Consider the following 16,789-nt stretch of genomic DNA (forward strand, 5'->3'; position numbering starts at 1 on the left):
AATAAAGATATTAGCCATGCAACTGACAGTTTTAGTTTTTTTCATCACTAATTATCCAGACATGACATCACAGTTTTTTCCACTCTCCTACTCCCCTACTCCCTTACCGAATAATTAAGGTAAAAATCCTCTCACTCGCCGTGGAGAAACAAGAAAAAATTTTCACGCTCCGCGTTAATCCTACCCGTTTTCAAGGAGAGGCAATTGTTAATTATTAATAATTAATTATTAATTATTAATTATTAATTATTAATTATTAATTATTAATTGTTTAATCCCCTAATCCTACTCCACAGACCTAGTCCTACCACAAAAAATAACCCGCTAATTAAAGTAGGTTCAGGTATCCCTGCATAATCTTTAACCTCATCTGTTGATTGACAGTCGGTAGTAGATTTTTGAGAATATTGAGATGTTTGAGTTAAAAATTGCGATAAACTAGAACTCCCAGAAGAATTACTATTGGTAGCTAAATTACTATTATTGTCGTTAGAATCTATTACAAAAGCTTCTACAGGTAACCTAGCAGAAAATCCTACACTCATAATTGAGCTAACCACAACTACTTGTAAAAATTGATTAATTTTCATTGATTTATACTCCAGATTAATTCAAAAGTCAAAAGTCAAAAGTCAAAAGTAAACAGGACTTACCGAATTATTAATTATTAATTATTAGTAATTAAATAATTCGCGCCTTAAAGCCTCCCCTTTTAAGGGGAAAAAAGCGGTCGAGGGATGGCGAGGAAACCTGCGCCATATCCAATGGACCAAGAGAAGAAATAATATTTCCTTATATTCAATTCCGTAACGGTTAAAACCCGAGGTAATTATCAATTATCCATTATCAATTATCAATTAATGAAGCACGGACACTAAATCTAGTAGTGGCGATTTCCTACGGAATGCTTCGCAAACGCGAATCGCCCCTACATCTGGCGTTTTTTAAGGTTAATTTGCGTAAGTCCTGAGTAAAGAAAGTCAAAAGTCAAAAGTAAAGAAAGTTAAAAGTTGTAGGGGCGAATGGCATTTGCGTTCCGCAAAGCTCCGAATTGCGCCCTCACAAGATTTAGTGTAAGCATTCAGCCGTCAGCTATCAGGTATCAGCTATTAATTTTGGGGAAGGTAAAAATAATTGAGAAATTGAGACAGAATAAAAGTTACTGTTAAAGTTCCCTCCCTAAATCTTAGAAGTAAAGTTACTGTTAAAGTCCCCTTCCTAAATCTTAGAAGTAATGAATAATTAGGGTTTGCTGATAGCTGACTGCTAATAGCTGAATGCTTACGATTTAGTTTCCATGGGTAAGTCCTGAGAAAGTCAAAAGTCGTAGGGGCTAATGGCATTGGCGTTCCGCAAAGCTCCGAATTGCGCCCTCAAAGTCAAAAGTAAGAAAAAGATGAAATTGCTGGTAAAAATTCCCCAATCCAATTCCCAACTAACCATAACATATAACCCAAAACCAAAACTGTATAAATAATACTAAGAGGAGCATAAATAGCTAAAATGGCTTGGTCAGATGTTTTTTCAGGCGAAGGTTGACGGCGCAATAAATCAAAATAAAATTCGAGCGATCGCCTCCTCAAATTATTAATTCCTGTCATGGCCACCAACAAGTAATAACCATCAAAAGCATTTAATGGATTGAGATTTAACACCACCGTTACCAGAGCAGCACTCATCAATAAATAACTATTTTGCTGCATCAAACTCTGGGGAGGAGAAGCTAATAATAACCACAAAGCTAACGCCCAAATAACTATTTGAACTATTACCCCCGCAGCTACAACTAAAACTCTTTGTTTCCGTTTAACTAAAGAATATTGGTCGGAAGTATTGGTGTACATTCCCGGCAGAAAACACATAAATAATAAACCAATTTCCGGTATAACACCCCCGAAATGTTTCAGAGTAAAAGCATGACCTAACTCATGGAGAAAAATCACCAACATAGTCGCAAAACCTAACTTTAATAAATTAGTAGGAGCAGTAGTAAAATCTCCCCAAACTTGTTGATGAGCAGAAACAATATCTGTGGCATAAGCTAACCACAAAAAAACTGTTTGACCGAGGAAAAAACAGAGTAAAAACCCAAAACCCGCCGTCCAAATCCAACGAAGTTTATCTATACTTTCTGTTAACCATTCATCAGGTTTGAACAGAGGGATTTTGAAAAATAATATTTGCGCCAAAGAGAATTTTTTCGGCGGTGGTTCCGTACCTTCTAACATACCTGTTGCTGCCAATTTTTGTAATAGTTGTTGAATGTCTTGGAGGGTTAGATCGTATTTATTAGTAATAGCAGGTATTGGTCTTTTTCCTAATAGACAAATGACATTTTTATCAATATTATCTACTTGGAGAAACGTTGGATATTCAGGATTGCGTAATATCCAATAACCATCTGGATGTTGAATCCAATGCACCTCTGATTTTAGTTGCATATATTTATCAAATTGAGAAAATACTTTTTGCTAATAAGTAGTTTTTAAGTAAGCATTCAGCCGTCAGCTAGCCTCCTATGGTCGGAACTGCGGACTTCAGCTATTGCTTTTCGTGTGGCTTTAAAGCTGTATTAATTGAGCTAGAATTAATCTTACTACAAAAGTTGTTAAAGTCTATATTCATTTAAACTATGTCCTTAAAAGCAGGGTCTTATTGCGCTCTAGCTGACTACTAATAGCTGTTTGCGCAGCATTCCGCAGGAAATACTTACGAAAATATAGTATAAGTTAAACGAATTTTTACTTCATTCTTTAAAAAGCTGACAGCTGACCGCTAATAGCTGAATGCTTACGTTTTTAATACTATAAAACCGTGAGTATACTGATGTATTTGCGAACAATTAATTAGTCCAGTAGTGGCGTGACGCACCATAAAATATTCCAATAGTAGGGGTGGGTTCCGCGTTAAATTAATGGTGTTACAAATAATCTGATAAACCCGCCCCCAACCCAAGGATATAATGCACTATTTTAGCTGCGTCAGTCCAGTAGGGTTCCTTAGAAAACTAAAATCTAAAATAGATATTTAAAAATCTGTCATAACACCCCATTTTAATTGTGTAAATCTGTCAGGACTTAGAGGTTGTTTCTAGAAAGATATAAAATTTTTTTGTTTATTATGGCATAGTTTTTTTGTTCTGGTTGTCGAAGATCGACAAAACCTCAAAAATATTTCTGTCGAATTTAACCCGGTCTAACTGGAATAGTATGCGTTATATGACTTTCAGCAATAATTTTTTTTTTGCAGTTCAATCAATTTTGTCGATCTTCGACAAAACCTCAAAAATATCTCTGTCGAATTTAACCCGGTCTAACTGGAATAGTATGCGTTATATGACTTTCAGCAGTAATTAGTTTAAAAATTCAATCAATATTATCAATATTGTCGATCTTCGACAAATTTTTTTTTTTGACCTATGTTACGCTAAGTTATTAAGTAATTAGTAATTTAAGTTATTAGTTAGCCTCCTATTTAGGAGCTTTCTTTTGGAATGCTTTGCCAACCCTAAAGTCGATCGATAAATCCTCGGATGGAGAAGTTTAAGACCTTATTTATTTGGTTAAAATCATAAGTTTATCTATATATTTTCTGAGGTATTACTTATATAGAATTAACTGCGATTGAAAAATTAAAATGTAGGTCCTTGTAGAACGAAGTATTAGAGTCGCTTATCCGTAGAATAAACCCAATAACAATATGGGTTTGTTTGGTTGGCTTTGGTTCCTTAGCCCAACGTACTGGACTGTTTCATCTTAAATGTTGCATTAGAAAATGGGGTGATGGGGGATGGGGTGATGGGGGATGGGGTGATGGGGGATGGGGTGATGGGGGGATGGGGTGACGAAAAAAGCTAATGCACTATTTTAGGTGAAACAATCCACTACTGGACTGACACATCTAAAATGGTGCATTAGAAAATGGGGTGATGGCAACCCACCTCTAACCCTTCCCAGGATGGGAATTGGGGGGTTACAAAAAAAGCTAATGTACTATTTTAGGTGAAACAATCTACTACTCTTATTCCAACAGAATAGGCGTGTCACAGAAAAAATATTTAAACAAATGCCAATCAATAATTAGAGGTGCAAATTATGGTATTGTTTTGGAATAAAAAGACTCAACAAAAACCACAAAAAAAATCTGCCAAAAAGCCAAGAAGTAAAACTTTTATTTTAGAAGAAATTATTAGTCCTGGTGCTTATTGCCCCATACCAATAGATGACTCCCTCGTTAACCATCCCATCTTTGGATTATTCACAGAACAAGAATTAATTTCCACGATTTTAGGAACTGACGCTCCTCCAGATATTGCAGATATAGACACAGAAATTTTAGTACAAGATTATTGGAAAAAAATCGACCAATACTTTCAAGAAAATCCCAATGAAGCTAATAGTTTTGATTCAGAAGATTTGTCTACTTGGCCAACCCTAGAAGCACTGATAAATCCAGGACAACCAAGTGTAGAAATACCTGATGTGGGTGGGGCAGTAGATACCTTACCCCCTCCAGTAACGATACCAGTAGACCCCCCTAGAAATAATCCTGGTAGTGGCACTCAAGGCCCAATTCCAGTAGACCCCCCCAGAAATAATCCCGATAGTGGTACTCAAGACCAAATTATTGATACTCCTCAACCACCTACCTTAATTAATTCTATTTCAGACATTACTCTGACACCGCAAATATCCTCTCAAACTATAGATATTTCTCAGGTGTTCGCTACTCCAGATGGGGGACAACTGAAATATGAAGTCATAAGTGGCAATGGTGAACTTCTCAATATCAACTTAGAAAATAATCAACTATCTATAGAAGCACTACCCAAAACAGGGTCAAATCAAATTACAATTCAGGCAACTAATGATGCTGGAGGTGTGGCAGCTCATACTTTTAAGGTTTTCAATAATTATGTTCCACCAGAGTCGGCGGCAACTATTAATAGTAGTTTAACTGAGTTACAACATATTATTGATGCTAACCCTGATGAATTATTAGCACGTTTGGATACTCCAGAAGCAAAAACAACTTTGGAAACGTTAATGACTGAGTTAGAATCTAACTTCGGTAATATTGCCAACACTATCCAACAACCAGAAACTCTGACAAAAGCAGGAGTGTCTCCCGAAGCTGTTGCTACCCTGGAACAACTTTTGGCAAGTGAAGAAGTAGGGGCAACTTTAGGTTTGCCAACTTCTGTGGAGTCAGCTTTGACTTCGGATGATTTTCGGACTTGGGATAAGTATTTAGTTAATGCTACGGAAGCTGCTTCTATCCTTTTACCTGATGCTCCTCAAACTAATGTGGCATTTTTGGATTTTGCGGGAGGACATGGGGAAAATGTGACAGAAGTATTTGAGTCTGTTAACCCCAATGCTGAATATGAACGTTTATCTATTAATAATGGTAATTGGGCAGAACCGTTGGTGCGGGTTGTGGAGCAGTTAAAGGCGAAGGGCGATCGTGGCGGTTTAGTGAATTTGAGTTTGGACTTGACTGCCATCGACTCGGAAGGTCGGGTTACGACTCGTTATGAGTTGACTGCGGAGGAACAGGAGGCCATTCAATTTGCTCGCGAGAATAATGTTTTGTTGGTGGTAGCTGCCGGGAATACTGGCGGTCAGATGTCTGGTTTAGGCATGGCGGCAGAGAAGTTTGATAATATTATTACTGTGGGGGCGGTGGATCGTTCGAGAGACCGCGCGGACTATTCTGCTTATGACTCCGAGGGAGTTACTCCCCAACTTTCCCTGGTGATGGCACCGGGGGGTGAGTGGGAAAACGACCCCAATGCTTTTGTGGGTACGTCCAGAGCGGCGGGTTATGTGACGGCAGCAGCGTCTTTGGTTTGGGGCGCTAATTCGGAGTTGAATTATCAACAGGTGAAGGAGTTGTTGTTGACTACTGCTGATGACTTGGCAGCTCCGGGTTGGGATGCGGAGACTGGTGTGGGTTTGTTGGATGTTAAGGAAGCGGTGGAACGGGCCAAGGTGACTGAGGCAAAACCGCTGGAGGTGACTGCTGCGCCAGAGGTGTTGTCTTTTACAGGTGAGGGTCGGGTTAATACTTCGTCTCGCGCTGCTTCTGCGGGAACTGAGGCAGCTATTGAGGAGTTGTGGAGCGATCGCCAAAATTTGGTAAAAGATTTGGAGTCTTTGCAGGATGCGGGGAATCCAGATTTGGGTTTGGATGAGTTGAGGGCGCGGGTTGAGGATAAGACAGAGGCAGCTTTTAAGGAGTTTGGGCGCTTGAGTTCGGATGTAGCGATCGCTTCTGCCAAGGAAAATATGGTTTTGGAGGAGTTGGGGTTTGCGAGTCGGTGGAATGGAATTGAGCAAGGGCGCTTGCAGAATTTTGAGGTGGTTAAGTTAGCTTTGAAAAATCGTTTGGAGGCGTTGAATGAGGCTAAGGTTGAGTTAGAGAAGCCTTCTGCGAATGAGAAGTCTTTGAAGAAGGCGATCGGTGAAGTTGAAGAAAAACTGCGCAAGCACAAAGTACCGACTTACCCGGATTACTATTGGTTGGTAGCAACAAATACCAGTCAAATTCAAGACGAGATTGATTTAATCTCTGAACAAATTTCAGATTATCAAACTAAATACAATAAGAGTAAGAACCCGTGGAGACCACGCCAAAAACGGGAGATATTTGATAAGTTAAAGACGAGTGCAGAAGAAGTAAAAAGTAAGCTTCAAGAATATTTGAATCTGACCGCACAACAAACACGTCTCTCCAAGTCCAGGAATGGAATAGAAAAAGATCGGCAGCTACATAACATTTTGAAACGACGAGCTGCGGCAAAAGCTGACATTGATACTGCTTATGGCAATTTGCTAAAGTGGGCAAAAGAATGGAAGGAAAAAAATGGAACTATATGGAAGCACTTTCGTGGAGAAGGATTTCCTCCTATTCCTTTTATATTGAATCAATATAATAGATTTTCTACTATCTTGACTTACCCTAGTAGTAAAAGAGAAGTTCTTAAAGAGCCGAATGAAAAAATCGATTTTTACGATAAAAGAATCAATAATTGGAATAACATAAATTTTTTGAATGATCATGCGAGGGATGTTGGAGAGCGTGTTAGTGCATTAGATACGAAGCATTTTTGGGAGGAGCAACGGGCGGCCTTAAAAGACAAGAAGAAAATTGCCGATATTGTTAAACAGCAAAAAATTGAAGCTCTGGAATTGCAAATTGCTCAGACCGAATCCGAATTGAAACAGTTGGAAAATCTGTCTGTATATACCGAGCAAGAAGTCAAAGCCGCAGACGATCGCTTAATGGCCATCGAACAGCAGCTAAATACACTTCTGCAAGACAAAGCATCCGCAGAGCAAAAGCTGCCGGGATATGAGGAAGATTATCGTCGGTTCCAGGAAGCGGGCGAAGAAAAAAATAACATCTCTCAACAAATTCAGACATTAGAAGCACAACAGCGCTCTCTCCAACAGCGGGAACAGAACGAGCGAGCGCAGTTGCGGAATATTGAGGCAGCTCAGTTAGCTGATGAAGCAGCAATTGTTCGAGCCAAGAATAATATTAATTCGGTTCAACAAAGGTTGCGCTCTCATAGAATACCGATTTACCCGACTTCTTATCGTACTGAGAGTACCACAGCAATTCTGGCTGAAATAAAACGTATTAAGGACGAAGTAAGCTATTACGAAGGAAGGAGTAATACAAAAGTAGATATCAATGGCGTGCGTAAATACAGAAAGATATTTCGCCAACTAATACCACCGACTGAGAAAGTGCAAAAAAGTCTGGAAAAGTATTTGGATATCCTCAACAAGCAAAATCGCATTAAAAATGGCGCCTGGGGAATAGAAGAAGACCGAGAATTATCTCAAGTATTGAGGGAGCGAGCTCGCCAAAAACAAGAAATCGTTCGTTCCTATCAAGATTTGCTCAATTGGGTTGAAAAGTGGAAAAAGCGAAATAACGAAATATGGCCTGGAAGTAGAAATACAAATGCGAGAAATAAAGAGAGTGCTTACGATAGCGCCATCTCAAATTGGAACCGCATTGATAATTTTAGCTATAGAGCTAATTTGGTGACAAATCGCGTTAATGCACTGCAAACCAAACAAAATCTGGAGTCACAACTAGCTTCCGAACGCAATAAATTGGCATCCTTAGAAAACAATAAGAAGATTGCTGACCCTGTTAGACAACAGGAAATAGAGAGCCTAAAATTGCAAATTGCCCAGACTGAATCAGAAATAGAACAGTCTCAACAAAATATCGATAGCCTCCTTGAGCAAAAAGCAGTCGTAGAAGAAGACTTGCTGAAATACCAAGATAGCGATCGCCTCCTTGAGCAAACTCGCCAGCAGTTAGAAACTATTGGCCAACAGTTAGATACCTTGAATGGGAAAAAAGACGAACTGCAAAAGCATAAAGTCGCCCTTGGGGAAATGCAACAACACCTGGACTCTCTAGCAGGAGGCAAAGCAGCAGCAGCTACCCAAGCACGATTAGAAAAAATCGAGGAGAAACTGAATGAGAGGCGGTCGCAATCTACCTCCGCAGAAAGGAAGTTGCAACAATTCCTAGAGACTTCCGGCTATTTCCTACCTACCCGCGAACGGTTGGCGATTATTGACAAGCGAATTAGGGAGCTAATTACCGAACAGCTAACAGTGCAAACCACTAAATTTGAACTGTCAATGCAACCAGGAGCAGAACAAATTCCAGAGATGGAAGCTATATCGAATCAACTGCAAAATTATATAGATGACCTGGAACTAGAATTGCTCTGGATGCAGGTGCAGCGCGATGCTTTGGCACTAACGGTATCTGATTCTCTCGAACGGATGGCGATCGCCGATGTTAAGGCTGAAATCGAAAAATATAAAGCTACGGTCGGCGAGGCTGACTTGCCGTTGGATCGGTATCTTGATTTCTTAAATGGAATTGAGGGTAGCGGGGGAAATCTACGGGATGGTTTTGACGATATTAGTGCGTCGTTGCAAAAGGCTAAAACTGAACTGGAGGAAGCCGAGGATATTGTGGTGACTCTGGGAATACAACAGTTACAGCTAGAGGATGAAGAAATAGCAACTAAGGAGGCTATATCGAAAGCAGAAGAGGAGATTCCACAGACAGAGGAGGCGATCGCTCAAACTCAGGATAAGATTCAAGAAACTCAAGCATCTTTGGCAGCGTTGCCGACATTAGCGGAAATCCAAATATCTAAAACTCAAAAGCAAGCTGAGATAGACGAACGGGAGGAAGCGATCGCTAGTACCAGAGCCCAGATTAACAATATCAGTAGGCAACAATCAATCTATCACTCGCGGATTCGGAGTCGCAATAGCAGTATCAGCAATTACAGCCGACAAGTCTCTAATTTGTATTCTCATGCCAACTTCTACGAACGACAGCGGCAAACTTACCAAGCAGAAGTAGATCGCTTGACCAGAAAGGGCCTTTGGAAGAAAGTAGCTACTTGGCAGGGCGGACGAATTGTCCATAAATGGGTTTACAGGAAAAATCGTGGTCAAAAGTTGGATGACGCAAAAGCAAAAGTTCAAGATTTTACTAGAGCGCGTGATTCAGCACGCCAGCAAGCGCAATCGCTGAATGCGACAATTTCTCGAATGCGGACGGAAATTTCAGCCTGGAATCGGCAAATAAGCAGTTTAAACAACCAGCAACGAGGATTCAATAATCAGTTGACAGCAGATCGATCGCAACTCTCGAATTTGCAGCAAGAATTGGAGCAACTTGTCAGTCAAGAGAACGCTGTTAATTCCTACACCGAGCAATTGGGAACCCAGAATACTCAACTTTCCCAACTACAACAAAAACTGGATGAGTTGACAAACAGCTTGCCATTGCTGAAAGAGAAATTGCCAACTATTGCCCAACAGCTTACGGACAAATACCGGGAAAAAGAACTCGTAGAGACTTATTTACCCCAGGTGCAAGCAGAAGTCGAACGCTTCCAAGGACGACTGGACTTGTTCCAACGTGCGGATGTCTTGGAGCAGGAGTATCAAACCCAACAGGATGAATGGCAGAAAGCGACGGAGGAACAAAGCACTGCCACCGACGAACTGCTGGCAACTCGTCTGGAAGGGGCAAGCGATCGTGCCAGGTATGCAGCGTTGGAAACTTTTGTCGCCGAAGCTCAAGCCAAAATAGACGCTTACGAAGCTGAGAAGGAAGAAATAGACCCATCGCTGAAAAAATTGAGGCAAGAGCAAGAATTAATGCAAATGCAACTCAGCAACCAGAATCGGCAACTAGAAAGCAATATCGATCTGTATAATTCAACAAATGGGGCTTATATACAGGCAGACCAACAAGCCCAATTTCATAACAATAGGATTTGGAAGTGGGAAAACGGAAAATGGAATTATCGCGGGAGGCAGAGACGGCTACGCGATGAATTCAGAGAAGACGCATCCTTATTGTCCGACAGACTCAATGGACTGTGGGCAACTCGCAACCAGATTGTAGGACGCATCAACGACTTGCAAGAGAAAATGGATGAAAATCAGAGCGAGATTAACGGCCTCGTCTCCAAGAAATCTGCACTGAATCGGCAAATTCGGGAACAGGAGAGTTCTCAAACAAAGTGGAAAACCGAGCTTGCCTCTCTGAAAACTATTCTCGATCCCCTAGAGACAAAGGAACAAGCCCAACGAACAACTTTCGATAACGCCAATACCAAGTTGCAAGACACTTCTGGCAACATCGCCGAGACAATGGAAGAACAAGTAACAGCATTGCGTCGGTTGATTAGTTTGGGGATGGTGGCATCGGAATCGGATATTGATTTCTTCTCCAGCCAGGTTGAAACTAAGATTAATGGGTTTATTGAACAAATTGGCGGACGCGATGGCAAGCTGAAAGAACAAGCAGAACGGTTGCAGCAGTTAATTGACGATCGCCAGAAGGAGTTGGAACAAAAAGCCGAAAAAGCAAAAGCTATACGCGCTCAAGCAGACTTGTTAGAACAACAGGCTAAGGAGGCTTACGAACGCAGTAAAAAACAAGGACGATTCTATACTCGCGAATGGACCAAATATGAATTTCAGCGATTCGGCAACCGCACTCGTCAATTGCGGACGGATGTTTATACCGATCCTGATTACATTGATTACGAAACTTTCTCCCAACAAGCTTTGGAGTTACGGCAGCAGGCAGATAATATTGAGGATGGAGAATTAATGACCGATGTTGTGGAATTGCTGGAAGAGCAAAACGCACATCTGGACACCTGGCAGGGAGAAAACAAAGCCACTGTTGAAAAATTGGAGAAATGGTTGGAAGAGGCGATCGCTGCTTTGAGTCCGCTGCGGGAGAAGCAAGAGTTGGAAACTCGTGAAAAACTAATTCGCAATGATATTCGACTGAAGGCGCTGGAATCTCAGAAGGGATTGGAACAAGCAGCAGCGGAGGCTTTGGAAACAGATTCCATTCTATCTTCTGTTAAATTGAGCGATCGGGCTACCGAAGATTTGCAAAATCTCGCCCAGACTTGGGTCAAGGATTGGCAGTCTGGCAACCAGATGACGAAAAAGTTGGGTGATAAACAAAAGCAGCAGTCTCAGTCTGTGGATGAGTTGATTGAGGATATTCAGGAGATATTAGCCGATCCTCACGGGGAATATCTGCGTGGCGGGGCGAATTTGCGGGATGCTCTCACTATTCTGGGAGTTGTCGCTCCTCGTGCTGACCAATATGCGATTGGTAGCGTTAAAGAGGTAGATGTTGAGACTGTTAAAGAGGTAGATATTGAGACTAATGAAAGCGCCACTGAAAGGGACAACTGGGTTAGTAATATTGTCAATGCTGCCGCCAACGTGCAAAGAATTGTGGCACCAGAAGAAACGAGTCAACCTGATGCAAGCGATGCTAACAGCGAAAACTGGACTTCAAGCATTTTTAATACTGTAAATGCTGCTGCCAATGCGCAAAGAAATGTGACACCAGAAGAAACAAGTCAACCTGAGGCAAGCGTCACTGATACGGAAGAAACCGTAGCAGAAGCAGCACAGTTTGGGCGGGTTCGCAGCGTCACAAACACCGAACAGGCTGTAGAAGGACTGGATTTGCGCGTAGAGCATTACACCGAGTTAGGAGAGGAACTCGCACCGATCGCCAAGCGTTATGAAGAACGGGCTAAAACAGTAGAAAAGTACGTCGAGCTTTGGCAGCGCTTGAAAAAAGCTGAGTCTTTAATTGGGCGAGCGAATGGGCTTTACGAGGAATTGAAGCCTTCTAATGAGCGGTTGATCAGCTTGAACAACCAAGCTGATGAGAAAGAGAAAAAGGCAAGAAGGCTTGACAGAATAGCTAATAAAGCAGGCAAAAATTCCAATCGCCGAGCAATTTTGAATTCGCAGAGCCAACGTTTTAAAAATGAAGTCGATGCCCTGCGAGCAGGAGCAACTCGACTTGATCAAGACATCAATAACATACCCTTAGATGCCCGCGAGCTGCGAGAAAAAGGATTTTCAGAGTTAACGAGCGTTATCTCTGACACGCGCACTGAAGCATTGAGAGCAAGAGAGAACGGCGATGCCAGCAATTTGAGTTCGACTCGCTCTAGCTTAATTTCTATAAAACAGTCATGGCTGGTAAACGGCTTATCCGACAGAATGAATCAGCAGTTCGTCGATGCGATCGCTGAAGTTGAAGAGGTACTAGAAAAACTGCTTCGGAAGAAAGAAGAATCTCTCCAACAGTTGCCAGAAGTAATGCTAGCGGAGTCGGACTATAAACAACAACTACAGCAAGCAAAAGCCGCCCTAGCCCAAGCAGAAGGTAAGGCAAAGGCTGCTGTGGATACGATTAACTGGTACGAGACACAAATTGACGACCACCGCAAGCAAAGCAAAAGGAAAGGGTGGATCTGGTCAGATGAAGAAGATTTTCTTCACGTCGATCACCACTCGCTCATCGTTCAAAACTACCAGAAAATTCTCAACGGGCGAAAACGTGCAACTCCTGACACCGAGGAAAATCTCGGTTTGCGTCAGGTAGCGATAAACAATTTGGCTGAAGCGGAACGCTGGCGTGCAGAAGTTGCTCGCTTGTCAGAAGTGGTCGCCCAAGAAGAGGAAGCTGCGGATGCTGCTGCGGGGGCACGATATGCAAGTAAAGAGTTTCGCAATTTTGCCGAACAGTTGCAAGTACGGGAGGAATATATTCCCTCTTACGAACAACAAGGCGATCGCCTCGAAGATTTAGTCGAAACTTTGAAACCGCAACGAGCGGAAGCGATGGCCGAAGCTCAAAAAGCTGCCAACAAGGTCGAAAGTAGTTGGCAGGAGTACGAGGACGCGGCAGCAAATTACCAGAAAGCGATCGCCGAAGTACTGGAACGGCGGGGAACAGTTAACCAACAAGCGGTGGAACTCCAGCATTTGATGGCCGAAGCAGAACGGGAGCTAGAACGGCAAAGCGTGGCCTTGGCAACGGAACTGGAACAGGGACTATCGCTGAAAGATGCGGTCCATACTGCTTACCAGGAAACTGTCGGCAAAATTCAACAACTCGAATCCGAAGGCAGCACCGACGGTTTGACCGAATTAGAAACCAAAAAAGCCCAGTTAGAAAAAACCCTGCACCTGCTCACCAATAAAGCTGCCGTGCTGACTTCCCAACAAACCGCCCTCACCCAGAGGCGCACCCTACTAGCAGCACAAAACGAAGTAATTTGGGCAGAACAACGGCTCGTCGATGCCTATATCCAAGACCCAGACGACGATTTCAGCAACCTGGAAGACCAATTAAAAGATGCCCGCGAAGTCCTAGCAGAAGCCCAACGTCTGGCAGAACAAGCAGCTAAAGCTTCAGAAGCATTGGGCGAACATTTACAGGTGCTGCAATCGGATTTAGAAGTCCAGAATCAGGAGCATCTCGACGAACTCCAGAAGCATCGCGACACCTTCAAGGAATTAATCGAGAAGGTGGAAATCTACGATAACCTTGCTGGGGAAGCAGCGCAACAGCAGCAGAGAATTAACGATCTGGAGCGGGACATTATTCAGGAGTTGGAAAAAGCTATAGATAGCGGCAATACAGAAGCTCAGAAATTGCTCGAAGCAGTTCGGAATCGCGACTTTTTTGCTGCTGCCAATATTTACAAGCGCGATTACCAAGACCTCGCTCTGGAGGAGGGAGGCGATCATTTTCACCGCTTGTGGCGTAAATATCGCGAGGAACAACTAGATTATCGGGAGAAACAGAGAGAAGCCCTACAGGAAACTGTCGAGAACCAGGAGATAAGGCTGGCAGCAGAAGCAACTCTGGCAACTCTGGAGGATGAAAAAGAGATCGCCCAAGAGCAACTAAACGATACCCTGGAAAAACTGAACGATGCCCAAGAGGACCAAGAACGGTTGCAGCAAGAGTTAGCGATCGCTCAAGTCCGGGTAGATGAAACGGAACGGTTACGGGCACAAACGGAGCAGACCATCGTCCAGTTGGTAGCCTTGGAGCAGATGAATCTAGCCCAAGCCCAGTTAGAGCAGGAGATTGCTAAGGCTCGTCAGCAGGACATGGATAAAGCAGTGCGCGATCGGCTCCTCCGAGAGCAACGGGAATTGGAGCGGGAACGTCAGGCTACTATTGCTGAAATAGAGTTAATTAAGCAGTTGCAAGCTGAAGATGGCCTGCGTCTGTCATTGAATCAAATGCGGGGTATTTTGGGCCAATCTGGTTTGGCAGCAACAGATGATGCAGACGAGTTGGAAAGCCAGTTGGCGGGTTTGCAATCGCACTTGGGAAGTACGGAAGCGCAACTAGCAGGAGTGCTAGAAGGTTTTGAAAAGTTGGAAGCCGAACAACTTGACGACTTCCCCGACGAGCTTAAGACTTTGTTGGACAATGCCAAGAGCGATATTAACGATGCTTTGCAAGGTAAGGAAGCGGCGACGGTTCAGACTAACTTGCTGCGAGCAGTCGAGGGTCTGATAGGGCAGATGACGTACTACCAGATCCAAATGGCCATGATTACACAAGATGATGAGGAAGATCGCGATCTCCTGATCGATCTGATGGAAAGTTCGGACGAGAATATGGAGCGTTTGCAACAAGCAGGTCTGAAAGCAGATATTTTGGAAGAAGAGAAGCAAATTCTTCTACCAGATTACCTAGCTTCTCTAAATAAAGTGCTGTATGCCGAGCAAGCGTCAGATATTTCTAAATCTCTAGCGAAACAGTCGCGGGCAGCGATCCAGCAGATTATTCAGAAACGGATCGAAAGGCGCGAAGCAGCTAAGAAGAGTTTTTGGCGAAAGGTGTTGGGTATATTTTCCCAGATAATCAGCATTCTTACTGCAATCGCAGGACTTGCAGCCATCGTTTTTCCAGCGCTAGCTCCTGTGATGATCGGTTTGAGCGCTGTCGGGGCTGGTATTAATACCATCCAAGCTGCTGTCAATGGCGATTGGATAGGGGCAATAGTCAATGGTGTCATGGGAGTTGCTAACTTAGTTACAGCAGGATTGAGCAAGGCTCTCAATGCGGTGAAAAATGCTTGTGCGAGCGCCTGCCAAACTGTTTGGGGCATGAGTCAGGCAAAAGCCCAAAAACTTCTCACTATTCTCAACACATCGAAGGAAGTCCTACCCGGCACTGTTGATGGTATCCGTAATATTGCGGATGATAAGGAGATTCTGGGTATCGTTCAAATTTTAGGCAGTCTGGCAACAGCAATTACTGAGCCGAGTGCGTTAGGAAATTTAACTAAAACTACTTTATACAACCAATTTGGCAAAGGCTCGTTTATGGCCGACCTGATTTTTAATGGGTTCAAAACCTTAAAAAAAGCTCCCGAAGCCATTTATAAGAGCATCGAATACATTGATAAAGGCGACCTATTTAACGGTATTACAACAATACTAGGCACTGCTTTCTCTTTGGGTGAAGACCTAACAAAAGGTGTGGCTGACAATATATTTTCTAACTTGTTTGATGTCTTGGGCGCGGTAAATAGCACTGCAGTTACAGTTAACAACCGATTTATCGAGCAAGGCGGTGTCACTGGTTTGCTAGCAGGGATAGGAGAAATTGCCAGCGCTTGGAACGATCCGATTGATACTTTTGTTAATTATTTGGGCACCCAAGTTAATCTACCTGAAACGGTTGGTAAGTATGTGTCAAAAACGGTAGATGCTCTCTCGGTAGCACCGCAAAAGATAAGTGCTGGAATTGAAGCCATACAAAACGGAGATTGGGTAGATGGTATTGGCAATATACTTAAAGCAACTCTCAAATCGGCTAAAATTTATGCTAAAGGCACTAAAGTCGAACCATTTGCTAATGCTTTTGAAAACGCTGGTTATACCGCTATCGCCATCAGCGAAATTATAGAGGGTGCTGTCAATGGTTGGCGCGAATTGCCTAACAGTGCTAAGGATGCTTGGAAAACTCTTAAAGAAGGTTGGAAAGATGATGTGGAACGTTACACAATTGAGGAACGCTTTAAATCAATTTTCAAAGAACTGGGCATCCAAATCAAAGATTCTCATAGCCTAAAAGAGATGTTTGAAACTGCCAGAAATTGGGTTACAACTGAATTCTCTGGAGAAGTTAAAGAATCTCTACTAGACCTTCTTAGCACCTTAAATCCTTTCTCTAACCGACCAGTGCCCGTAAACCCTTAGACAGACAAGAATGAGCCGTTAACTTTTGTCTCAACTACCACTAGAACCCAGGCGATCGCTCTTGTTTTCAGGGAGCGATCACTTTTTTTCCTCTTGTCCGTCAACGCTCTTTTTATCTCAGAAAAAAAGCGATCATTTTTTATGATAACTGATAA

4 protein-coding genes are annotated in these 16,789 nt (G+C 42.7%); 2 read left to right on the top strand and 2 right to left on the bottom strand.

Annotation, left to right across the window (positions count from 1 at the left end):
• Positions 1–263: 263 nt before the first annotated feature.
• Complete coding sequence (locus SAGCYANO_RS23100; RefSeq protein WP_202222216.1) at positions 264–590, bottom strand: hypothetical protein; 327 nt, start codon at positions 588–590, stop codon at positions 264–266.
• Between the two features lie 789 nt (positions 591–1,379).
• Positions 1,380–2,441 carry a site-2 protease family protein gene (locus tag SAGCYANO_RS23105; protein WP_202222217.1) on the bottom strand — a complete coding sequence of 354 codons (1,062 nt, stop codon included), beginning with the start codon at positions 2,439–2,441 and terminating at the stop codon, positions 1,380–1,382.
• A gap of 1,268 nt (positions 2,442–3,709) precedes the next feature.
• Here SAGCYANO_RS23105 and SAGCYANO_RS47940 point away from each other — a divergent pair.
• Both SAGCYANO_RS47940 and SAGCYANO_RS23110 read left to right on the top strand, forming a co-directional pair.
• Complete coding sequence (locus SAGCYANO_RS47940) at positions 3,710–3,844, top strand: hypothetical protein (protein WP_255502667.1); 135 nt, start codon at positions 3,710–3,712, stop codon at positions 3,842–3,844.
• Positions 3,845–4,094: 250 nt separating this feature from the next.
• Positions 4,095–16,634, top strand: coding sequence for a S8 family serine peptidase (locus tag SAGCYANO_RS23110; RefSeq protein ID WP_202222218.1), 12,540 nt, complete (start codon positions 4,095–4,097; stop codon positions 16,632–16,634).
• Positions 16,635–16,789 lie beyond the last annotated feature (155 nt).

It is taken from the genome of Okeania sp. KiyG1, from assembly GCF_014132355.1.
Lineage (GTDB): Bacteria > Cyanobacteriota > Cyanobacteriia > Cyanobacteriales > Microcoleaceae > Okeania.

Coding starts and splice junctions, on each gene's coding strand:
- SAGCYANO_RS23110 (WP_202222218.1), top strand. CDS start 4,095: ATGGTATTGTTTTGGAATAAAAAGACTCAACAAAAACCACAAAAAAAA.
- SAGCYANO_RS23100 (WP_202222216.1), bottom strand. CDS start 590: ATGAAAATTAATCAATTTTTACAAGTAGTTGTGGTTAGCTCAATTATG.
- SAGCYANO_RS23105 (WP_202222217.1), bottom strand. CDS start 2,441: ATGCAACTAAAATCAGAGGTGCATTGGATTCAACATCCAGATGGTTAT.